Annotated in this window: 18 protein-coding genes and 1 pseudogene; 13 read left to right on the top strand and 6 right to left on the bottom strand. The window is 68.5% G+C overall.

Annotated elements, in window-relative coordinates:
- Nucleotides 1-143: 143 nt before the first annotated feature.
- The 7 genes and pseudogenes from ACAD63_RS26200 to gabD all read left to right on the top strand — a co-directional run bounded on the left by ACAD63_RS26200 (nt 144) and on the right by gabD (nt 8,220).
- A pseudogene (locus tag ACAD63_RS26200) lies at nt 144-1,819 on the top strand (GMC family oxidoreductase).
- A 71-nt stretch (nt 1,820-1,890) separates the two neighbouring features.
- Nucleotides 1,891-2,799, top strand: a complete 909-nt coding sequence (locus tag ACAD63_RS26195; RefSeq protein WP_434034585.1) for a TauD/TfdA dioxygenase family protein — start codon at nt 1,891-1,893, stop codon at nt 2,797-2,799.
- A gap of 59 nt (nt 2,800-2,858) precedes the next feature.
- Nucleotides 2,859-4,280: an aldehyde dehydrogenase family protein gene (locus ACAD63_RS26190; RefSeq protein WP_195427813.1), complete on the top strand. Its 1,422-nt coding sequence runs from the start codon at nt 2,859-2,861 to the stop codon at nt 4,278-4,280.
- Nucleotides 4,281-4,656: 376 nt separating this feature from the next.
- Entirely contained in the window at nt 4,657-5,853 is a 1,197-nt protein-coding gene (locus ACAD63_RS26185) for an AI-2E family transporter (protein ID WP_434034584.1), read from the top strand.
- 131 nt (nt 5,854-5,984) lie between these two features.
- Entirely contained in the window at nt 5,985-6,200 is a 216-nt protein-coding gene (locus tag ACAD63_RS26180; RefSeq protein ID WP_135702827.1) for a hypothetical protein, read from the top strand.
- 127 nt (nt 6,201-6,327) lie between these two features.
- Nucleotides 6,328-6,537 (top strand): DUF3079 domain-containing protein, encoded by a 210-nt coding sequence (locus ACAD63_RS26175; protein WP_133094526.1) that lies wholly within the window; start codon nt 6,328-6,330, stop codon nt 6,535-6,537.
- 234 nt (nt 6,538-6,771) lie between these two features.
- A complete protein-coding gene (gene gabD, locus ACAD63_RS26170) occupies nt 6,772-8,220 on the top strand; it encodes an NADP-dependent succinate-semialdehyde dehydrogenase (protein WP_135702828.1) in 1,449 nt (482 codons plus the stop codon).
- Between the two features lie 10 nt (nt 8,221-8,230).
- Here gabD and ACAD63_RS26165 read toward each other — a convergent pair whose 3' ends face one another.
- The 3 genes from ACAD63_RS26165 to ACAD63_RS26155 all read right to left on the bottom strand — a co-directional run bounded on the left by ACAD63_RS26165 (nt 8,231) and on the right by ACAD63_RS26155 (nt 10,266).
- Complete coding sequence (locus ACAD63_RS26165) at nt 8,231-9,001, bottom strand: hypothetical protein (protein WP_195427816.1); 771 nt, start codon at nt 8,999-9,001, stop codon at nt 8,231-8,233.
- A gap of 69 nt (nt 9,002-9,070) precedes the next feature.
- Complete coding sequence (flhD, locus tag ACAD63_RS26160; RefSeq protein WP_434034583.1) at nt 9,071-9,454, bottom strand: flagellar transcriptional regulator FlhD; 384 nt, start codon at nt 9,452-9,454, stop codon at nt 9,071-9,073.
- Nucleotides 9,451-10,266, bottom strand: a complete 816-nt coding sequence (locus ACAD63_RS26155) for a helix-turn-helix domain-containing protein (RefSeq protein WP_133094523.1) — start codon at nt 10,264-10,266, stop codon at nt 9,451-9,453. The genes flhD and ACAD63_RS26155 overlap by 4 nt, the downstream gene beginning before the upstream one ends.
- Before the next feature lie 233 nt (nt 10,267-10,499).
- Here ACAD63_RS26155 and ACAD63_RS26150 point away from each other — a divergent pair, with 233 nt between their 5' ends.
- Nucleotides 10,500-12,479 (top strand): hybrid sensor histidine kinase/response regulator, encoded by a 1,980-nt coding sequence (locus ACAD63_RS26150; protein ID WP_434034582.1) that lies wholly within the window; start codon nt 10,500-10,502, stop codon nt 12,477-12,479.
- 136 nt (nt 12,480-12,615) lie between these two features.
- Nucleotides 12,616-13,596 carry a tripartite tricarboxylate transporter substrate binding protein gene (locus tag ACAD63_RS26145; RefSeq protein ID WP_133094521.1) on the top strand — a complete coding sequence of 327 codons (981 nt, stop codon included), beginning with the start codon at nt 12,616-12,618 and terminating at the stop codon, nt 13,594-13,596.
- A 9-nt stretch (nt 13,597-13,605) separates the two neighbouring features.
- On the opposite strand, the gene ACAD63_RS26140 is transcribed toward ACAD63_RS26145, so the two are convergent.
- Together ACAD63_RS26140 and ACAD63_RS26135 are read right to left on the bottom strand one after the other, a co-directional pair.
- Entirely contained in the window at nt 13,606-14,466 is an 861-nt protein-coding gene (locus tag ACAD63_RS26140) for an IclR family transcriptional regulator (RefSeq protein WP_434034581.1), read from the bottom strand.
- Nucleotides 14,463-15,305 (bottom strand): IclR family transcriptional regulator, encoded by an 843-nt coding sequence (locus tag ACAD63_RS26135; protein WP_434034580.1) that lies wholly within the window; start codon nt 15,303-15,305, stop codon nt 14,463-14,465. Before ACAD63_RS26135 ends, ACAD63_RS26140 begins: the two co-directional genes overlap by 4 nt.
- 323 nt (nt 15,306-15,628) lie before the next feature.
- On the opposite strand from ACAD63_RS26135, the gene ACAD63_RS26130 reads away from it, so the two are divergent.
- The 4 genes from ACAD63_RS26130 (at nt 15,629) to ACAD63_RS26115 (ending at nt 20,202) form a co-directional block, all read left to right on the top strand.
- Nucleotides 15,629-16,588, top strand: coding sequence for an MBL fold metallo-hydrolase (locus tag ACAD63_RS26130; RefSeq protein WP_133094518.1), 960 nt, complete (start codon nt 15,629-15,631; stop codon nt 16,586-16,588).
- Between the two features lie 63 nt (nt 16,589-16,651).
- A complete protein-coding gene (locus ACAD63_RS26125) occupies nt 16,652-18,367 on the top strand; it encodes an FAD-dependent oxidoreductase (RefSeq protein WP_195427821.1) in 1,716 nt (571 codons plus the stop codon).
- Between the two features lie 36 nt (nt 18,368-18,403).
- The gene (locus tag ACAD63_RS26120) at nt 18,404-18,634 is read left to right on the top strand and encodes a DUF2783 domain-containing protein (protein WP_133094516.1); all 231 of its coding nucleotides are present in this window, start codon (nt 18,404-18,406) and stop codon (nt 18,632-18,634) included.
- 173 nt (nt 18,635-18,807) lie between these two features.
- The gene (locus tag ACAD63_RS26115) at nt 18,808-20,202 is read left to right on the top strand and encodes an MFS transporter (protein ID WP_135702833.1); all 1,395 of its coding nucleotides are present in this window, start codon (nt 18,808-18,810) and stop codon (nt 20,200-20,202) included.
- A 66-nt stretch (nt 20,203-20,268) separates the two neighbouring features.
- Here ACAD63_RS26115 and ACAD63_RS26110 read toward each other — a convergent pair whose 3' ends face one another.
- A complete protein-coding gene (locus ACAD63_RS26110) occupies nt 20,269-20,577 on the bottom strand; it encodes a hypothetical protein (protein ID WP_133094514.1) in 309 nt (102 codons plus the stop codon).
- Between the last annotated feature and the right edge of the window lie 176 nt (nt 20,578-20,753).

Raw genomic sequence — 20,753 nt, 5'->3', positions numbered from 1 at the left:
GATTATACCTATCATGACAGGTCAGGCCGTAAACTCGTTGACCTGTTATAACAGGTAATGGCAGTATCGCATCGCCAGCGCATGCCAGCGCCCCCGACATTCCCCAACCCACCTTGCATGCCGGCGACTCAGGAGACACGCAATTGCATACCCACGCAACACCAGGCGCCGCGCGCGCGACGGCGGACTTTGACTACATCGTGATCGGCGCGGGTTCGGCGGGCTGCGCCGTGGCCGCAAGGCTGGCCGAAGACCGTGGCGCAACCGTGGCGCTGCTCGAGGCAGGGCCGCATGACCACCACTTCTCGGTCTGGGCGCCCATCGGCTTTGCCCACACCGTTCCCAAGGCCGGGCCGCGCAACTATGCGTACTACACCGAACCACAGGCCGGGCTGAACGGCCGGCGCTCTTACCAGCCGCGAGGGCGCGGGCTGGGCGGCAGCTCTTCGATCAACGGCATGCTCTACGTGCGCGGCCATCGCAATGACTACGATGAATGGGCAGCTCTGGGTTGCAAGGGCTGGGGCTTCGACGACGTGCTGCCCTACTTCCGCCGCAGTGAGCACAACGCCAGGCTGGCCAGTGATCCGCTGCACGGCAGCGACGGTCCGCTGCATGTCAGCGACCTGCGCTCGCCCAATCCGTTCTCGCGGCGCTTTGTCGAAGCGTCGCTGCAGGCCGGCATGGCGCCCAATGCCGATTTCAACGGACTAACGCAGGAAGGTGCCGGCCTGTACCAGGTAACGCAGCGCAACGGCGAGCGCTGGAACACGGCGCGCGCCTACCTGCATCGCGGCGATGCCGCGGACAAGGCCTTCAACGGCGGCCGCAGCGGCCTGTCGGTGTTGACCGACGCGCAGGCGCTGCGGATCCTGTTCGAGGGCCGGCGCGCCACCGGCGTGGAGATCGTGCGCGACGGCGAGAAGCAGGTGATGCGCGCGCGGCGCGAGATCGTGCTCAGCACGGGTGCCTTCAACTCGCCGCAGTTGCTGATGGCTTCGGGCGTCGGCCCGGCGGCACAGCTGCGCGGCCTTGGCATCGACGTGGTCCACGACCTGCCCGGCGTGGGCGAAAACCTGCAGGACCACCTCGACATCATCGTCAACAAGCAACTGCATTCGACCGACCTGTTCGGGCAGACCGCAGGCGGGCTGCTGCGCATGGCGGGCGAGGTCATGCGCTACCGGCGCCACCGCACCGGCATGGTCACGTCCAACTTTGCCGAGGCCGGCGCGTTTTTCCGCAGCCGTCCCGAGCTTTCCATCCCTGATGTGCAACTGGTGTTCGTGGTCGCGCTGGTCGGCAACCGCAACATGGACAAGCGCAGCAAGCTCGGCCACGGCTATTCGTGCCATGCCTGCGTGCTGCGACCGAAGAGCCGCGGCCACGTGCGCCTGCGCAGCGCGGACATGCGCGACGCGCCGCTGATCGACCCACGCTTCCTGTCGGCGCAAGAGGACATGGCCGGCATGGTGGCCGGCGTGCGCGCCATCCGCCGCATCTTCGCCAGCCGGCGCTGGCGCAATACGGGGGCCGTGAGCTGCTGACCGACGATTTTGGCCCGGACAACAGCAACGAAGAAGCCATCCGCCATTTCATCCGCACGCACGCGGACACCGTCTACCACCCGGTCGGCACCTGCAAGATGGGGATCGACGACATGGCGGTCGTCGATCCCGAGTTGCGCGTGCGCGGCATCGACGGGCTGCGCGTTGCCGATGCCTCGGTGATGCCGACGCTGGTCGGCGGCAATACCAACGCGCCGACGATCATGATCGGCGAAAAGGCTGCGGACCTGATCAAGGCCTCGGCCCGCTGAAAACCCCTCGCCGCCTGGCTGGTCCGGGCGGCGAACTGCATCCGCAACAGCCATCACAAAGGAGACAACGCATGCAAGCCACCGCCCTGACCCTCAGCCCGGAAGCGTTCCGCGCCCAAGACCCGGCCTCCTGGCCGTTCACCGTGCGCCGCTGCACGCCTGCCATTGGCGCCGAAGTCGAAGGCATCGATTTCCGCGAAGCCCTGGATGACGGCACCTACCTCGCGCTGCGCGCCGCGCTGCTGACGCACAAGGTGCTGTTCTTCCGCAAGCAGGCGATCACGCCGGCGCAGCACGTGGCCGTCGCGCGCCGCTTCGGCGAACTCGAAGTGCATCCGATGTTCACCAACCATCCCGAGCATCCCGAGCTGGTGGTGTTCGGCCGCGACGGCGAAAAGCGCGGGCGCGAGAACCTGTACCACTCCGATGTGTCCTGGCGCGAGATTCCCTCGACGGGGTCGATGCTGCGCTGTATTACCTGCCCCGAGGTGGGCGGCGACACCATCTGGATCAACATGGCCGCGGCCTATGAGAAGCTGCCCGAGGACGTGAAGGCGCGCATTGCCAACCTGAAGGCGGTCCATGACGCGATGCCCACCTTTGGCGCCGCGCTGTCCGAGGAAAAGTATGCGGAAATGCGCGCCAAGTACCCGCCGATGGTGCATCCGGTGGTGCGCACCCATCCGGAAACCGGCGAGAAGATCCTCTTCGTCAACGAGGCCTTCACCACGCACTTCGCCAACTTTGTCAAGGAACAGGCCTACCGCATCGGCTCGGACTATCGCCCCGCCGAACTGGACCTGCTGCAATACCTGTACCGCCAGGCGGCGGCGCCCGAATACCAGGTGCGCCTGCGCTGGCAGCCCGACACCATCGCCCTGTGGGACAACCGCTCCACGCAGCACTACGCGGTGCAGGACTACTTCCCCGCCGTGCGCCACATGAACCGCGCCACCATCATCGGCGACCGTCCGGTATGAGCGGCCCCTCCCCATCGATTACCCCATCGATTACCCCATCGACCTGCGAGGCAAACCCGATGAAACTCGTCGACAAGTTCTATATCAACGGCCAGTGGGTGCAACCCGCGCCGGGCGCGACCCAGGCCGATCTCATCGATCCGGCCACCGAGTCGGTGGCGGGCAGGATCGCCATGGGCACGGCTGCCGACGTGGACCACGCGGTAGCTGCCGCGCGCGCCGCCTTGCCGGCGTGGTCGGCATCCACCCGAGAGGACCGCATCGCCCTGCTCGAGCGCATCATGGCCGCGTACCAGGCGCGCCTGGGCGACCTGGCGCAGGCGGTGCGGCAGGAGATCGGCGCGCCAATCACCGTCGCCACCAACCTGCAGGCCGCGATCGGCCTGGCGCAACTGCAGGCCACGGTGCAGGCGCTGCGCGAGTTCGAATTCGAAAGCCAGCGCGGCAAGAGCTACCTGTTGCGCGAGGCCATCGGCGTGGCGGCGCTGATCACGCCATGGAACTGGCCGCTGAACCAGATCGCCGCCAAGGTGGCGCCGGCGCTGGCGGCGGGCTGTACCGTGGTACTCAAGCCATCGGAAATCGCGCCCCTCGACGCGCAGATCTTTGCCGAGATCATGGATGCCGCCGGCACGCCGCCGGGTGTATTCAACATGGTCTTTGGCGAAGGCCGCGTGGTCGGCACGGCGCTGTCGTCGCACCGCGATGTCGACATGGTCTCGATCACCGGCTCGACGCGCGCCGGCGTCGAGGTGGCGATCAGCGCCGCGCCGACGGTCAAGCGCGTGACGCAGGAACTGGGCGGCAAGTCGCCGCTGGTGATCCTGGACGATGCCGATTTGCAGGCCGCCGTGACCGGCGGCGTCGCCCACGTGATGCTGAATTCCGGGCAGACCTGCATCGCGCCGACCCGCATGCTGGTGCCGCGCGCGCAGTATGAACAGGCGGTGCAGATTGCCGCGGCGGTGGCCAACGCGGTCACGGTGGGCGACCCCGCCGATGCGCAGACCAAAATGGGACCGCTCTCCAACCGCGCACAGTACGAGAAGGTGCAGCGGCTGATCGGCGTCGGCATCGAGGAAGGCGCGCGCGTGGCCGCCGGCGGCCCGGGCCGTCCCGAGGGGCTGGCGCAAGGGTTCTATGCCCGCCCGACCGTCTTTGCCGACGTGCGCAATGACATGACCATTGCGCGCGAGGAGATCTTCGGGCCGGTCTTGTGCATACTGCCTTACGACACCGAGGACGACGCCGTGGCCATCGCCAACGATACGGAGTTCGGCCTGGCGGCGTACATCGCGTCGTCCAACCCCGAGCGCACCCGCAAGCTGGCCGCGCGCCTGCGGGCCGGCAGCGTGCGCATCAATGGCGCGTCGATGGACATCTCGGTGCCGTTCGGCGGCTACAAGGCCTCGGGCAACGGTCGCGAGTTCGGTCCGGAAGGCATCGCCGAGTATCTCGAAACCAAGACCGTCACCGGCTGACCGCCGTAATGGCCCGGCCGCAGGCGCCCCGCAATGGGCGCCTCGCAACACGAGCCCGGCCATGAGAGGCCCGGCCGGCAGCGCTTGAGCTGCCGGCCGGGCTTTTCCGCCTTGTTGCCAAAGGTACCGAACCCGGCGCGCCGGTACAGCAGGGCCTCCCTCACCAGTTCGGACAGCGCCCGCTGTATGGGGGATGCCCGCGCCACCTGTCCCGACCGTTCAAAATTGCCGTGGCAACTTGCAGGCGCAAATGCCGCGCATGCCACACGCCGACCAGCCGCCCTTGTCTGACACCAGCAGTCGGCGGCGTCCGACAGCCGCGCGTCGCCAGGCAGCTACATTTCAAAGACAGCCCTTTTTTGCCGAAGCGCCGGCTATGTCGACCGTTCCCGACCCCGCTCCGTCCCCGATACCGCATGCCGAGCCGCCTGCTCCTGTGGAAGCAGATCCGGCAGAGCAGGCCGACGCCCCGACGGTGGCGATCGCGCCTGCCACGGTGTCCGCGGCCCTGCAGCGCGCCAGCACGGCGCTGGTCGTGCTGGCAGTGCTGTTCTCGCTCTATGCCGTGCATCTCGCCCGCGATTTCCTGGTGCCGGTGGTGATCGCGATCGTGCTCGCCTACCTGCTCGACCCGCCGGTGCGCGCGCTGCAGCGGCTGGGCATGCCGCGCGTGGCGGCCGGCACGGTGGTGCTGCTGGCGCTGCTGTGCGCGCTGCTCAGCGGCGCCTACCTGGTGCAAGGCCAGGTGGAGTCCATCGTCAACAGCCTGCCCGATGTCGCCAGCAAGCTGTCGCGTTCGGTCGGCGCCCTGCTGAGCGGCGACGATTCGATGTGGCAAAAGGTCCGGCGCGCCGCCACCGTGCTCAGCGGCGCCGGGCAGCCGCCGCCGGTGCGCGTGCCGCACGTGGTGGTGGACCACTCGGGGGACCAGATCAACACCATGCTGCTGGCCGGCTCGGTGAGCATCTTCACCATGGCCGGCCAGGCGGTGGTGGTGGTGTTCCTGCTCTATTTCCTGCTGCTGGCGGGCGACACCTTCAAGCGCAAGTTCATCAAGATGGTCGGCAATACCATCTCCGAAAAGAAAATCAGCGTGCACATGCTGGACGAGGTCAACCGCTCGATCCAGCGTTACATGGGCATGCTGCTGGTGACCAATGCGGCGCTGGGGGTCTGTACCTGGCTGCTGCTGAAATGGCTTGGCGTCAATAACGCGGGCAGCTGGTCGATCGCGGCGGGCGCGCTGCACCTGGTGCCTTACTTTGGCGCAATGGCGATCGCGTTGTGCCTGGGCATGGTGACGTTCATGCAGTTCGGCACGCTCGGCATGGCCGCGGCAGCCGCGGGCGGCTCATTGTTGATCGCCACGCTGATCGGCTCGCTCGTCACCACCTGGATGACGGGTCGCATGGCCAGGATGAATGCCGTCGCGGTGTTCGTGGCGCTGCTGCTGTTCACGTGGCTGTGGGGCGTGTGGGGGATGCTGCTCGCGATCCCGCTGATCACCATTGCCAAGGTCGTGGCCGATCACATCGAAGGGCTGGAAGTGGTGGCGGAGTTCCTTGGCGAATAGTCTGTTCGCTTTCCCACGCGCCGGCGCAACACCGGCGCGGACCCGCGCATCCCCAATGCATCTATACTCAATCCACGGATGCTGCACCACAGCATTTTTCCTGCTGCGGAATTCGTGCTGGAGGAACCAACATGCCTTTGTGCGACCTTTGCCTGTCGCAACTGGACCGGCCGGGGCATTTCCCGCCACATGCGCGCCTGCTGAAGTCGGCCACGCTAAGCACCACCAGCGGCCAGAACGCTTTCGTGTACCGCTGCGGCGATTGCGGCGAAAGCCTGCTGCTGGCCTCGTCGGATGGCGAGGCGCCGGACCGCTGGACATGGCTGGACGCCGATGGCTGGCGCTGAAGCCGGAGCCGGCGCAATCGGCAGGTCCGCGCTGGGCTTCGGCCCGCCTTGATCTTGGGCAAATCTGCATTGTTGGGGGGCCGGATAATCTGGCTCAAGCGGGCGCTTTCCGCCCGCCAACCACGCCATGGCCAAGAAATTTCCCCTGCACCCAAGCCATCCCGAGCGCGTCTGCTGGGGTTGCGACAAATACTGCCCGACCGACGCCATGGGATGCGGCAACGGCTCCAGCCGGACGCAGCATCCCATCGAACTGCTCGGCGACGACTGGCTCGACTACGGCGACTGGGGCATCGAGGCTCCGGACGCTCCCGCGCGCGGACCCGCTCCGGCCTGACCGGGCCCGCATCACCGCACCTTCACCCAGCCGTCCTGCTTCTCGCGGGACGCCCGGTGCATGCCGGCTCCTTCCCAGGCATCGCGCGATGACCGGCACGCGCGGCAGGCCCCGCACGGCTTTCACGCTTTCACGCGGCGGCGGCAAGAACCTCGACGCGGGCCGGATTACAATCGCCCTCAGGCTATCCAGCCCTTCCGCCTACCGCCCCCAAAGCCTTCCGCCGGAACCATCATGCTCAACCTCCAGGATTCTTCGCTGCTGCGGCAGCAATGCTATATCGACGGCCGCTGGACAGATGGCGAGCGCCGCATCGACGTCACCAACCCCGCCACCGGCGAACGCGTCGGCCAGGTGCCGCAGCTGGGCGCCGAGGAAACCCGCCAGGCCATCGAAGCCGCCAACCGCGCCCTGCCCGCCTGGCGCGCGCGCACGGCCAAGGAACGTTCGGTGCAGCTGCGCAAGTGGTTCGAGCTGATCCTGGCCAACCAGGAAGACCTGGCGCGCATCATGACCGCAGAGCAGGGCAAGCCGATCGCCGAGGCACGCGGCGAAATTGCCTATGCGGCCTCATTCATCGAATGGTTCGCCGAAGAAGGCAAGCGGGTCTATGGCGACACCATTCCCGCGCCGGCCACCAACCAGCGCATCGTCGTCACCAAGGAGCCTGTCGGCGTGTGCGCGGCGATCACGCCGTGGAACTTCCCGGCGGCGATGATCACGCGCAAGGCCGGCCCTGCGCTGGCAGTCGGCTGCACCATGGTGCTCAAGCCCGCGTCGCAGACGCCGCTGACCGCGCTGGCGCTGGTGGCGCTGGCCGAGCGTGCCGGCATTCCGGCCGGCGTGCTGTCAGTGGTGACGGGCTCGGCGAGCGCGATCGGCGGCGAGATGAGCGGCAACCCGCTGGTGCGCAAGCTGACCTTTACGGGCTCGACCCAGGTGGGCCGCGTGCTGATGGCGCAGACCGCGTCGACCATCAAGAAGGTTTCGATGGAGCTGGGCGGCAACGCGCCCTTCATCGTGTTCGACGATGCCGACCTCGATGCCGCGGTGGAAGGGGCGATCGTGTCGAAATACCGCAACGCCGGCCAGACCTGCGTTTGCGCCAACCGCATCTATGTGCAGGCGGGCGTGTACGAGGCCTTTGCGAAGAAGCTGGTGGCGGCGGTGGCCGCGCTCAAGGTCGGCAACGGCATGGATGACGGCGTGCGCATCGGGCCGCTGATCGACGACAAGGCCGTGGCCAAGGTCGAAGAGCATATTGCCGACGCCGTCGGCAAGGGGGCGCGCGTGCTGCATGGCGGCCAGCGCCACGCGCTCGGCCATTCGTTCTTCCAGCCGACCGTGCTGGCCGATGTCGCGCCCGGCATGCTGGTCGCGCGCGAGGAAACCTTCGGGCCGCTGGCGCCGCTGTTCCGCTTCGACACCGAGGACGAGGTCGTGGCCATGGCCAACGATACCGAGTTCGGCCTGGCCAGCTACTTCTATGCGCGCGACCTGGGCCGCGTCTGGCGCGTGTCCGAGCGGCTGGAGTACGGCATGGTGGGCGTCAATACCGGGCTGATCTCGAACGAGGTGGCGCCCTTCGGCGGCGTCAAGCAGTCGGGCGTGGGCCGCGAGGGTTCGCACTACGGTATCGAGGATTACCTGGTCATCAAGTACACCTGCATGGCCGGGATCTGACCCGCGCGCCCTAGCGAATCCGCTCGATCTGCTCACAGAAGCGCTGCATCTGCTCGAACTGGTAGCGCGCATGGTCGGCGCCGTACGGCTTGCCCAGCTCATGCAGCGCGCAGTCGGCGGCCCGCGACAGCGCTTCGAGCGCCTGTGCCAGCGCCCGCCCTTCCACGCTGTGATGCCGGCGCAGGCGCCACGACAGCGATTCCTGGCCCTTGCCGAACAGGCTCTGGTCGAGGTGGCCAAGCCGGTCGGCAGTGGCCTGCGCATCGTGGAGCGCCGCCAGGTAGGCGCAAACCGACGACAGCCGCTGGTTCATCTCGCCGCCGCGGCACAGCAAATCGCCGGCGCACTTGCGCAAGCGCTCCGCCGCGCCGCGCTGGCCCGCCGTCGGGCCGTCGGGCACATACGTGCCGATCGGCCGCACCGACAGCGCCAGCCCCGGTGGCAGCACGCTCGTGCACAGGCTGGCCAGCTGGCGCTGCAGCGCGCCATCGAGCTCGCAGCACGCCACCAAGCCGGCCTCGACGTAGAAGTCCAGCGACGCCTGCCGGCCCTGCCCGCTGTACACCACCGTGCGCACCGGCTGGTGTCCCGCCTGCACCAGCACGCGCAGTGCGGCTTCGATGCATCGCTGCGCGATGGCGTCGCCCGGCAGCGCTCGGAGCAGCGCGTGCGCGTGCGGCATGCCGGTGATTTCAGTGCGGGTCGGCAATGTGCCCGGCTGGCCCGCGTTGCCGGACAGTCTCAGGCTGGTCTCGACGTAGCTCGAGGCGGTACCCGTCATCAATAACTCCATGGTTGGTTGCTATGCCCATGCGGGCGGTGGCGGGGCGCGCAAGTGCCAGGGCTGGCATCAGCGCGTCCCGCCGGCAGGCTGCGAGGCCATCACGATCGCCGCATGCATGCCCTGCAGCGGGTGGCGCGCCTCGGGCGCCGTCAACGATGCCAGCACCTTGCTGTCTTCCAGCCTGAAGCGGCACAGCAGCAGGTTCGATTGCGCCAGGGCCACCATCTGCGCCGGGGCCAGCGCGGCCAGCGCGCGCCCCAGCTCCTGCCGCATGCCAAGCCGGAACAGCGCCTCGGCTTCGTGCTCGCGCAGGAGGCGCTGCGCCAGCATCAGGTAGGACAGGTTCAGCTGCTGGATGTCGCGCAGGATGTCAGCCCCGGCAGCGCCGAGGTCCGTCGCGCCGCGCGTCGTGCCTGCGCTCGTGTCGGCGTGCTCCGGTTTGCGCTTCATTGGATAAACGCCGTGGTGCCAATGGCGGTACCTGCGGAGCCGGCGACGGTGTCCGGGGCGGTGCGCGCCGAGATCTTCGGGCGTTCTGCGATGGCGCGCAGCGCGGGCTTGTCCAGCAACTCGACGCAACGGTTCCGCACGCGGATCAGCCCGATCCCTGCCATCCGCGAGAACTGGCGGCTGACCGTCTCCAGCGTCAGGCCGACATAGCTGCCGATTTCCTCGCGGCTCATGCGCAGGATGAACGCCGACGAGGAAAAGCCGCGCGCCGCGAAGCCGTCGGCCATCCACAGCAGGAACGTTACCAGCCGCTCCTCGGCAGTCATCAGCGCCAGCATGGTCTGCATGGCCCGCGCGCGCTGGGTCATGCAGTCGAGCGCCAGGAACAGCTGGATGGCCAGCGCAGGCGCTGCGGCCATGGCGGCACTGCCCAGGTCGACCGCGATCATGCACAGCTTGGTGTCTTCCAGCGCCGTGGCATACGACGCGTAGCGAGTGCGCACGAGGCTGTCGAGCCCGACCAGTTCACCCGGAAAATGGAAGCCAACCACCTGCGTGCGGCCGTCTTCGGTGGTGACATGCGTCTTGAGCGTGCCGACTCGGATCGCATAGAGCGCGGTGACCGGATCGCCGATCAGGTACAGCGGCTGCCCCTTGCGCAGCCGGACGCCGCGCTGCGGCTGCGGACCGGCCGCGGGATGCGCATGCCGTACCAGGCCGGCCCCCTGGCAGCCCTGCGCGTGGGGGCAGCTGTCGCAGCAAGGCAGCGCATCGGGCGACGCGGACCGGCCGCTGGTCGGTGGCAATTGCATTGTTTCGTGACAAAGATTGACGGCGTTTAAAACATGTGACCGATTCTATGGATCGTGCACCGCGTAACAATCTGTATATTCCGAATCATCGTCGCGAACCTTCGGACCACCCAGGCGCCGCGGCCGCCTGCTTCGGCGCGAGGCGCGTATGCTATGTCATGCGCAGCGCCGCGCGGCGGCGCTCGCTTCCAGACATCGCCGGCAAGCCGGCAGCAGCGAACCCAGATTTCGCCATGAAGAAAGACCCCGCCGGCGCCGACGGCCCGGCCGCACACGCGTCACTCCGCGAGTCGCAAGGCAACGCGCCCGGCGACGTGGCTGCCGACGCCCCCTACCGGACCCTGGTCGAGTCCGTGCAGGACTACGCCATCTTCACGCTCGACGTGACCGGGCATGTGTCGAGCTGGAACAAGGGCGCCGCGCGCATCAAGGGCTATACCCGCGAAGATATCCTGGGCAAGCACTTCTCGACCTTCTACACGCCCGACGCCGTGGCACGGCGCTGGCCGGATGCCGAGCTCAAGGCCGCCGCCGAGTTCGGGCGCTTCGAGGATGAAGGCTGGCGCGTGCGCAAGGATGGCAGCCGCTTCTGGGCCAATGTGGTGATCACGGCCCTCAAGGATCCGGACGGCAAGCTGATCGGCTTCGGCAAGGTCACGCGCGACATGACCGCCCAGCGCCGCACCGCCGAAGCACTGCGCCAGAGCGAGGAAACGCTGCGGCTGCTGGTGGAGGGCGTGAAGGACTACGCGGTCTTCATGCTCGATCCCGCCGGCAATATCGTCAGCTGGAATGCCGGCGCCTCATACATCAAGGGCTATCGCCGCGACGAGATCCTGGGCCGGCATTTCTCGGTGTTCTACCCGCCCGACGACATTGCCGCCGGCAAGCCCGCGCGGCTGCTCGAGAAGGCCCGCCGCGCCGGCCGCGTCGAGGACGAAGGCTGGCGCGTGCGCAAGGACGGTTCGCTGTTCTGGGCCAACGTCACGCTGACCGCCGTCTACGACGAATCGCGCGCGCTGCGGGGCTTCGCCAAGGTCACCCGCGACATGAGCGAGCGCCGCCGCCACGTAGAGCTGGAGCGCTCCAGCCAGCGCATGAGCGAATTCCTGGCCACGCTGTCGCATGAGCTGCGCAATCCGCTGGCGCCGGTGCACAGCGCGCTGGCGGCAATGCGGCTCGCGCCCGGCGACGAGGCACTGGCCGACAGGAGCCTGAGCCTGATCGAACGCCAGGTCACGCACCTGAGCCGGCTGGTCGACGACCTGCTCGACATCGGCCGCATCAACTCCGGGCGCATCGAGCTGCGCACCGGGCCGCTCGAGTTCAACGAAGTGATCGCGCTCGCCACCGAGGCGGCACGGCCGTCGCTCGAGGCCAAGTCGCAGCACGTCGCGGTGCAGGCCCACGCCGCGTCGATCCCGATGCACGCCGACAAGACCCGGCTGGTGCAGGTGATGCAGAACCTGATCCTGAATGCGTCGAAGTTCTCGCCGGCGCAGACGACCATCAGCATCGTCACCGCCGTACAAAAACGTACCCTTCTGGTACAGGTGATCGACCAGGGCCGCGGCATCGCGCCGCAATCGCTGGACGACATCTTCACCATGTTCGTGCAGGAAAGCCGCCCCGGCACCGATGCGCATGGCGGTCTGGGCATCGGCCTGTCGCTGTGCCGCGCGCTGGTGGAACTGCATGGCGGCACCATTGCCGCAGCCAGCGCCGGGCCCGGCATGGGCAGCACCTTCACCTTGCGGCTGCCGCTGCCGGTGGCACAGGAAGCCGCCACGATGCAGCCACCGGGGCGCGCCGCGGCCGGCGGCCGTGCCAACGTCGTGCTGCAGGCACAGCGCATCCTGCTGGTCGACGACAACCGCGATGCCGCCGACAGCCTGGCGATGCTGCTGGAAATGTGCGGCCACGACGTGACCATTGCCTACGACGGCGCCGAGGCGCTGCACGTGGCGCCGCGCTGCCGCCCGCATATCGCGCTGATCGACCTCGCCATGCCGGGCATGGACGGCTTCGAGGTGGTGCGCGCCCTGCGCGGCGTGGCCGGCACCGACCAAACCCGCTACGTCGCGCTGACCGGCTTCGGCCAGCCTGCCGACCGGCAGCAAAGCGAGCGCGCGGGGTTCGACGCACACCTGGTCAAGCCGGTGGAACTGGAGACGCTGTTCGGCACCATCGCGCGCCTGCAGCGGCCCGAATAAGTTGCCCGCGGCCGCGCCCGCTGCATGCTGCCCACGCGGCGAAAGGCCACCTTCGCCAAAGCCAAACCCGCGCTTGCTCGCGCTGCGACACACTGAGGCCCGTTCCATCGCCAGAACACACATGGAGGAGACAGCGATGCAGGGTTGGATCAGGCGTGCAGCCAGCGGGCTGCTGTTCGCATTCGCCGCCACGGCGGCAGGCACGGCACTGGCGGACTACCCGGACAAGCCGGTCCGGCTGGTGGTGCCCTTCCCGCCCGGCGGCGCGACCGACCTGCTGGCGCGCGAGATCGGCAATGCCCTGTCGGCGCGGCTGCAGCAGCCGGTGGTGATAGACAACCGGCCCGGCGCCGGCGGCAACCTGGCTGCCATCGCCGTGGCGCGCGCGCCGGCCGACGGCTACACGCTGCTGTTCGGCACCTTCGGCTCGCTGGCGGTCAACAAGAGCCTGTATGCCAAGCCGGGCTACGACCCGCTCAAGGATTTCGCCCCGGTCGCATCCGTGGCCTACCTGCCCAACGTGCTGGTGGTACATCCGTCGGTGCCGGCGCGCAACGTGCAGGAACTGCTGGCGCTGGCGCGCAAGGAGCCGGGCAGGCTGACCTACGGCTCGTTCGGCAACGGCTCGTCGTCGCACCTGGCTGGTGAATTGTTTACCCATCTCGCCGGTGTCAATATCGCGCACATTCCGTACAAGGGCAGCGCCGCCTCCATGACCGACCTGATCGGCGGCCGCATCACGATGATGTTCGACAGCGTCTCCACCGCGCTGCCGTATATCCGCGACAACCGCGTGCGCGCGCTGGCGGTGACCACGCAAAAGCCCTCGGAACAGCTGCCGGACGTGCCTACGCTGGCCGCGGCGGGCGTGCCCAACTATGAGCTGACGGCATGGTTCGGCGTGGCCGCACCGGCCGGCACGCCCAAGGCAGTGATCGACCGGCTCAACGGCGAGATCGTTGCCGCGCTGAAGCAGCCGGAGTTGTCGGCGAAGCTCGCGAGCCAGGGCACGGTGCCGTTCCCGGCCACGCCCGCGCAGTTCGGCAGCTATATCCGCGCGCAATACGAAAAGTGGGATGGGCTGATCAAGTCTGCCAACATCCGGCTGGACCAGTAAGCAGCCGGCTCAGCCGGCCGCGCCGCGCAACGCGCCGAAGCGCCACGACAACCGCCGCGCCGCCTGCCGCACCAGCGCGGCGGGCGCGCCTTCGGTGCCGCTGTCGAAGCTGCCGCTCGATCCCATCACCGCGATCACCAGCGCCAGGCTGCCGGTGTGATCGAACACCGGCGCCGCCAGCGTATCGATGCCCGGCACCGGGTGGCTCAGCGCGTTGTCGATCTGCGCCTCGCGCACCTTGGCCAGGCGGGCGGCGTAGTCGGGCGCAGGCTTTCCGTCTTCCCCCAGCACCTGCCCGACGGCAGCGCCGGCCATGCGCAGATAGTCGGTCTGCAGCAGCCCGGCAAGCACGTTGCCCGGCAGGTGCGCGGCCACGGTACGGCCGATCGCGGTATGGACCAGCGACAGCACCGTGCCGACGCGCAGGCTGACATGCTGGGGCCGCGCCGATTCCTCCAGCCTGACCACGGTCGGACCCATCGGGCCCAGCACGGCCATGGCCACGCTCAGGCCGGTGGTGCCGGCCAGTTCGATCACTTCGGGCTCGGCCTCGCGCGTCGGCGACAGCCGCTGCAGCGCGACCAGTCCGAGCTCGAGCCCCAGCGGGCCGCACAGGTAGTTGCCGGCGGCATCGCGCGCGAGCAGTCCGGTCTTCTGCAGGCTGACCAGGTGCGGGAACGCCTTGGCGGGGGGCATGCCGGCAGCCAGCGCGAGGTCGCGCAAGGCCAGCGGACGGCCCGCCGCGACCAGCGCGCCCAGCAACTGGCCGGTGCTGTCGAGAGACTGGATGCCGCGCTGCGGCTTGCCGCCTTCGGCTTCGGCATCCGGGACGGCGATGCCGTCCGGGTCGGGTATGCGGGTCGGGGTCATGCCGCGCTTGCCTCCTCCGCGCCTTCCGCACGCAGCAACGCTGCGATATCGGCCGCTGCTGCCAGCAGCGCGCGTGCGGCGGTGCCGTTCCAGTCGACGTCGATGGCGCCGGTCGAGCCAACCAGCGTCAGCACCAGCCGCAGCGTCCCGGCAGCGTCCAGCACCGGCACGCTGAGGCTGCTGACCGCGGGGCTGGGCGTGTCGATGCTGCGCTCGATGCCGCGTTCGCGGATTCCCTGCAGCACTGCGCCGAAGTCAGCCAACTGCGCCTCCGTGGCGTCCGGCTGCTGCGTGCGCCACAGCGGCTGCCACTGCGCCGGCGGCCGGAACGCGCAGTAGACGCGGCCGGTGGCGGTGGCCGCCAGCGCCATCACCGTGCCCACGTGCAGGTTCACGTGCAGCGGCGCGCTGGCAGGCACGTAGCGCACGATGGTCGGCCCCTGCGGCCCGGCGATGCTGATGGCCACGCTGAAGCCCGACGACCGCGCCAGCGCGTCGACGCGCGGCACCGCGGCGCGGTAGGCCGGATCCTGCTCCAGGCGCAGCATGCCCAGCTGCAGCGATAGCGGGCCGGGCTCGTAGCGGCCGGAGACATGGTCGCGCTTGAGCAGGCCCAGGCGCGTCAGGCTGACCAGGTAGGCGTGCGCCTGCGCCGGCGCCAGCTGCGCGGCCTCGGCCAGCGCGGCCAGCGGCATCGGTACGCGCGCCGCCGCCAGCGCGGCCAGCAGCCGGCCGCCGACTTCCACGCTCTGGATGCCGCGCTGGGCCTTGTCAGCCTTTTCCGGCTTTCCTTCCTTGTCAGCGTTGCCGGCCGCGCCGGTTGCCTTGCCCCTGGCCATCGCCACCTTGTGTGATCGGAAAACCCGGATATTAATCGAACGCCATCCACGCGCCTTCGAATCGGGGTAAACCCGCGATCGCGCGGTACGCGATCCGTTGGTCTCGTGTCGCACCATTATTTGCTATAGACGAACGAATTAGCTATTGATTAATTAAACGGTCTTTCCTAAGATTGCACTACCCCGTCGAAACACGCCGGCACCGCCGCGTGGAAGACCCATAGAAACGGGGGCGAGACAGCCCGTGCCGCCAGCCCCGAACTGCGGTACACCCGCCGCGCGCACGTGCCGTCTTGCCTCCCCCACACACAAAGGAAGACGCCATGTCCAAGGCATTCGCATCCCAGGCCGACCTCGAAGCCAAGCAAGTCACCTTCACCCAGCTGTCCGAGAACGCCTGGGCCTACACCGCCGAGGGCGACCCCAATTCCGGCGTCGTGATCGGCGACGACGGCGTTCTGATTGTCGATACCACCGCCACGCCGGCGATGGCGCAGGACCTGATCGCGCGCATCCGCACCATTACCGACAAGCCCATCAAGTACGTAGTGCTGTCGCACTACCACGCGGTGCGCGTGCTGGGCGCATCTGCCTACTTCGCCGAAGGCGCGCAGCAGGTCATCGCCAGCCGCGGCACCTGGGAAATGATCGTCGAGCGCGGCGAGGCGGACATGAAGTCCGAGATCGAGCGCTTCCCGCGCCTGTTTGCCGGCGTCGAGACCGTGCCCGGCCTGACCTGGCCGACGCTGGTGTTCGAGAAGGAAATCACGCTGTTCCTCGGCAAGCTGGAAGTGCGCATCGCCCACCTGGGCTCGGGCCACACCAAGGGCGACACCGTGGTCTGGCTGCCGCAGCAGAAGGTGCTGTTCTCCGGCGACCTGGTCGAGTACGACGCCGCCTGCTATTGCGGCGACGCCCAGCTCGAAGAATGGCCCGCCACGCTCGACGCGCTGCAGGCGCTCAACCCCGAGAAGCTGGTTCCCGGCCGCGGCCCCGCGCTGACCACGCCGGAAGAGGTCAGGAAGGGCCTCGCCTACACCAAGGACTTCGTCACCACGCTGTTCCAGTCGGGCAAGGAAGCGGTGGCCGAGAAGCTCGACCTGAAGGCCGCGATGGCGCATACGCGCCAGGCCATGGACCCGAAGTTCGGCCATGTCTTCATCTACGAACACTGCCTGCCATTCGACGTCTCGCGCGCCTATGACGAGGCCAGCGGCATCCGCCACCCGCGCATCTGGACCGCGCAGCGCGACAAGGAAATGTGGGCCGCGCTGCAGGACTGAGCGGCCGAAGACCCATAACAAGTCGGGCAACGAAGCAACACAGAGTTGGATGGAGAGACAGGCATGAGCAGCATCGACTACCAGCGGTTGTCATTTGAGTACCAACCCTGCGCGGAACAGCGTGCCGGGCAGGCGGATGGCCCGGTCCATCCTGTCGTGGTGGTGGGTGCCGGTCCGATCGGGCTGGCCACCGCCATCGACCTGGCCCAGCGCGGCGTGCGCGTGGTGCTGGTCGACGACGACTGCACGCTGTCCACCGGTTCGCGCGCCATCTGCTTCGCCAAGCGCACGCTGGACATCTTCGACCGGCTGGGCTGCGGCGAGCGCATGGTGGACAAGGGCGTGAGCTGGAACGTTGGCAAGGTATTCCTGCGCGACCAGCAGGTCTACAGCTTCGACCTGCTGCCGGAAAGCGGGCATCGCCGCCCGGCCTTTATCAACCTGCAGCAGTACTACGTCGAAGGCTTCCTGCTGGAGCGCGCGCAGGCGCTGCCCAATATCGAGATCCGCTGGCACAACAAGGTGGTCGGGCTGGAGCAGCGCGCGGATGGCGCCGTGCTGACCGTCGAGACGCCTGAAGGCAGCTACCCGCTGGCCGCGCGCTACGTGGTGGCGGCCGACGGTTCGCGCAGCCCGATGCGCAAGCTGCTCGGGCTGGACAGCAAGGGCCGCACCTTCCGCGACCGCTTCCTGATCGCCGACGTGAAGATGGAAGCCGACTTCCCCAGCGAGCGCTGGTTCTGGTTCGACCCGCCCTTCCACCCCAACCAGTCGGTGCTGCTGCACCGCCAGCCGGACAATGTCTGGCGCATCGACTTCCAGCTCGGCTGGGACGCCGACCCGGTGCTGGAGAAATCGCCCGAGCGCGTGATCCCGCGCGTGCAGGCACTGCTCGGCAAGGACGTCAAGTTCGAGCTGGAATGGGTCAGCGTGTACACCTTCTCGTGCCTGCGCATGGACAGCTTCCGCCACGGCAATATCCTGTTTGCCGGCGACTCGGCGCACGGCGTTTCGCCGTTCGGGGCGCGCGGTGCCAACAGCGGTGTGCAGGACGCCGAGAACCTGGCGTGGAAGCTGGCCTACGTGCTGCAGGGCCACGCTGCCGACAGCCTGCTCGATACCTACGCCAGCGAGCGCGAATACGCCGCCGACGAGAACCTCCTGAACTCGACCCGCGCCACCGACTTCATCACGCCCAAGAGCCCCGTCAGCCGCGTCTTCCGCGATGCGGTGCTGACGCTGTCGAAGCGGCACGCCTTTGCCCGCGGCCTGGTCAACAGCGGCCGCCTGTCGGTGCCGGCGGTGCTGCACGGCTCGCCGCTGAACACCGGCGATGCCGATGAGGGGTATGCCGGCGGCATGGTGCCCGGCGCGGTCTGCGCCGACGCGCCGGTATCCGGGCCGCAGGGTGCCGGCTGGCTGCTGTCGCACCTGGGACAGGACTTCACCGTGCTGCTGTTCGGCAATCCCGATGCCATCGACGCCGCCACGCTGGCCGACCTGTCCGCGCTCAGCCAGGGCAACGTGCCGCTGCGGCTGGTCTACGCCACGGACGCGGCGCAGCCGGCGATGACCTGTTCCAACGCCACCGTGCTGCGCGACGACCAGGGCCTCGCCGCGGCCCGCTACGGCGCCGCGCCCGGCACCTGCTACCTGGTGCGGCCCGACCAGCATGTGTGCGCGCGCTGGCGGCGCGCCGACCCCGCCGCGATCCGCGCCGCGCTGGCGCGTGCCACCGGTGCCGGCCTGGCCGCGGCCCCTGGCCGGATCGCCGCCTGAGGCACGCCGGACCGCTCGAGAACAGGAGACCACAACATGCCCGCCACCCTCAATACGCAACCCAACCTTGCCCGGCCCGACGATTTCTACGAAGCGCTGATCGAGATGCACCGCGATCTCGACGACGCCCAGAGCCAGGCCGCCAACGCGCAGCTGATCCTGCTGCTGGCCAACCATATCGGCGACCACGACGTGCTGCTGGCCGCGCTGCAGGCCGCGCGCGAAGGCGTGGCCGACATGCCGGGCACTGCGGCGCCGGCCGCCTGACACGCCACGGGCGCGGCCACGCCGCGCCCCGCTCCGCTCTTTCCCCGGCCTGACCCGGGTCCGCCAGCCAGCGCGCAACAGACGCGCCCGGCGGCGCCATTCCCTGGCTGCAACCACCCAGGCGCGACACGCGCAGCCACCACCGCAGCTACCGAAAATACGGAGACAACAGCATGAGCCATCCGGTCTCAGGGGATCTTGCGTCCCTGCATCTGACGCCCGCCAACATCACTGCCCCGCCCACGCTGGCGGCGCGCGAGGAAGACGCGCTCTACCGCAAGGTGTGGCTGCGCATCATCCCGTTCCTGTTCGTCTGTTACGTGGTCTCGTTCCTGGACCGCATCAACATCGGCTTCGCCCAGCTGCAGATGAAGCATGACCTGGGCTTCAGCGACGCCATGTACGGGCTGGGCGCCGCGATCTTCTACGTTGGCTACGTGCTGTGCGAGGTGCCGAGCAATATGCTGCTGGCGCGCTTCGGCGCGCGCCGCACCTTCACGCGCATCATGGTGCTGTGGGGCCTGGCCTCGGTGGGCATGATGGCCGTGTCGACGCCGGCGCAGTTCTACACGCTGCGCTTCCTGCTGGGCGTGTTCGAGGCGGGCTTCTTCCCCGGCATCGTGCTCTACCTGACCTACTGGTTCCCGGCACGGCGCCGCGCCGCGGTGATGGCGATCTTCTTTGCCGGCGTGGCGGTGGCGGGCGTGCTCGGCGGCCTGGTCTCGGGCTGGATCATGCGCGACATGGCCGGCGTGCTCGGCCTGCAAGGCTGGAAGTGGATGTTCGCGATCGAAGGTGCGCCCGCGGTTTTCCTGGGGCTGATTGCCGCGCGCTGCCTGGTGGATGGTCCGGAACAGGCCCGCTGGCTCAGCCCCGATGAGCGCGCATACCTGACGCGCGCCGCGGCGGGCGGGTCGGCCAGCGCGGCCGACGCGGGGAAAGGCGGCCATTCGCTGCAGGCGCTGCGCCAGGTGCTGCGCAACCCGCGCGTGTACCTGTTCGCCCTTATCTATTTTTCGCTGACGTGCGGATCGCTTGCGCTGAGCTTCTGGATGCCGCTGATCATCCGCGACTTCGGCATCACCGATGTGATGTCGGTCAGCCTGTATTCGGTGGTGCCCAATGCCGTCGGTGCGGTCGGGCTGATCCTGATCGCGCGCCATTCCGACCGCACCGGCGAGCGCCACCGCCATTTCCTGCTGTGCACCGCCGGCGGCGCGCTGGCGCTGGCCGCGCTCACGCTGCACCCCTCCAGCCTGGCCATGATGCTGGCGATCCTGTCGGTTGCCGCCGTGCTGATCTTTGCCGCTCTGCCGGTGTTCTGGTCGCTGCCGCCCAGCTACCTGCCGGGCGCGGGGGCCGCGGCCGGCATCGCCGTGATCAGCAGCGTCGGCATCACCAGCGGCATCGTCAGCCCGTGGGTGATCGGGCAAATCAAGACCCGCACCGGCAGCCTCGACCATGCGCTGTTGCTGCTGGCGGCACTGCTGCTCGCCAGCGGGCTCGCGATGTGGCTGGGCGTGCCGCGCCAGCCCGCGCAAGGATCCCGCCAGGCCCGGCAGGATTAACCTGCAGCAAGGGCCTGCAACGGGTTTCGTCAAACCGGAATGTCCGCACCCGCGCGGGTGCGGCGTTCAGTGGGACCGGCCGCAGGGAATGACCTGCGCGATCTCCTCGCGCATCACCTCGACCACATCATCGATCTCCAGCCCTTCGGCCGTCACCAGCACGTCCTGTCCGCGGCCGATCGCGTAGACCACGCCGCGCCAGCGGCCGGGCTCGACGGCCTCGCACAGGCGGATATTGAATTCGGTGTCCTGGTCCTGGCTGTACACGGTCACCAGGTCGCCAATCTGGGGGGCCTGCACCGCTTCTCCGTCGAACGCCCGGGCCACCACGGTCACCGGCGACTGCGTCAGTCCCCTGGCAAATCTTGCACGCATGGTCCGCTCCTCTAATGCGATCCAAGTCCAGCTTACAAGAGGGGCGCCAAATAACCAGAAATTTCCATGAAAAAGTCGGGCTTGCTGCCCTCCACCCAGCGTCCGGGTTGCGTCCGGGTGTGCGGCCGGGTTGCGGCCGGCCTGTCAGACGCCGCCGGATAGACAGCCGCCGTACA

Source organism: Cupriavidus sp. a3 (assembly GCF_051015765.1).
GTDB classification, from domain to species: domain Bacteria; phylum Pseudomonadota; class Gammaproteobacteria; order Burkholderiales; family Burkholderiaceae; genus Cupriavidus; species Cupriavidus oxalaticus_A.
The sequence above is the reverse complement of the archived record's forward strand: the minus strand, read 5'-3'. Positions and strand labels throughout refer to the sequence as shown.

Excerpts from the sequence above, each read along its gene's own strand:
- ACAD63_RS26195 (WP_434034585.1), top strand. The coding sequence starts at position 1,891 with ATGCAAGCCACCGCCCTGACCCTCAGCCCGGAAGCGTTCCGCGCCCAA.
- ACAD63_RS26190 (WP_195427813.1), top strand. The coding sequence starts at position 2,859 with ATGAAACTCGTCGACAAGTTCTATATCAACGGCCAGTGGGTGCAACCC.
- ACAD63_RS26185 (WP_434034584.1), top strand. The coding sequence starts at position 4,657 with ATGTCGACCGTTCCCGACCCCGCTCCGTCCCCGATACCGCATGCCGAG.
- ACAD63_RS26180 (WP_135702827.1), top strand. The coding sequence starts at position 5,985 with ATGCCTTTGTGCGACCTTTGCCTGTCGCAACTGGACCGGCCGGGGCAT.
- ACAD63_RS26175 (WP_133094526.1), top strand. The coding sequence starts at position 6,328 with ATGGCCAAGAAATTTCCCCTGCACCCAAGCCATCCCGAGCGCGTCTGC.
- gabD (WP_135702828.1), top strand. The coding sequence starts at position 6,772 with ATGCTCAACCTCCAGGATTCTTCGCTGCTGCGGCAGCAATGCTATATC.
- ACAD63_RS26165 (WP_195427816.1), bottom strand. The coding sequence starts at position 9,001 with ATGACGGGTACCGCCTCGAGCTACGTCGAGACCAGCCTGAGACTGTCC.
- flhD (WP_434034583.1), bottom strand. The coding sequence starts at position 9,454 with ATGAAGCGCAAACCGGAGCACGCCGACACGAGCGCAGGCACGACGCGC.
- ACAD63_RS26155 (WP_133094523.1), bottom strand. The coding sequence starts at position 10,266 with ATGCAATTGCCACCGACCAGCGGCCGGTCCGCGTCGCCCGATGCGCTG.
- ACAD63_RS26150 (WP_434034582.1), top strand. The coding sequence starts at position 10,500 with ATGAAGAAAGACCCCGCCGGCGCCGACGGCCCGGCCGCACACGCGTCA.
- ACAD63_RS26145 (WP_133094521.1), top strand. The coding sequence starts at position 12,616 with ATGCAGGGTTGGATCAGGCGTGCAGCCAGCGGGCTGCTGTTCGCATTC.
- ACAD63_RS26140 (WP_434034581.1), bottom strand. The coding sequence starts at position 14,466 with ATGACCCCGACCCGCATACCCGACCCGGACGGCATCGCCGTCCCGGAT.
- ACAD63_RS26135 (WP_434034580.1), bottom strand. The coding sequence starts at position 15,305 with ATGGCCAGGGGCAAGGCAACCGGCGCGGCCGGCAACGCTGACAAGGAA.
- ACAD63_RS26130 (WP_133094518.1), top strand. The coding sequence starts at position 15,629 with ATGTCCAAGGCATTCGCATCCCAGGCCGACCTCGAAGCCAAGCAAGTC.
- ACAD63_RS26125 (WP_195427821.1), top strand. The coding sequence starts at position 16,652 with ATGAGCAGCATCGACTACCAGCGGTTGTCATTTGAGTACCAACCCTGC.
- ACAD63_RS26120 (WP_133094516.1), top strand. The coding sequence starts at position 18,404 with ATGCCCGCCACCCTCAATACGCAACCCAACCTTGCCCGGCCCGACGAT.
- ACAD63_RS26115 (WP_135702833.1), top strand. The coding sequence starts at position 18,808 with ATGAGCCATCCGGTCTCAGGGGATCTTGCGTCCCTGCATCTGACGCCC.
- ACAD63_RS26110 (WP_133094514.1), bottom strand. The coding sequence starts at position 20,577 with ATGCGTGCAAGATTTGCCAGGGGACTGACGCAGTCGCCGGTGACCGTG.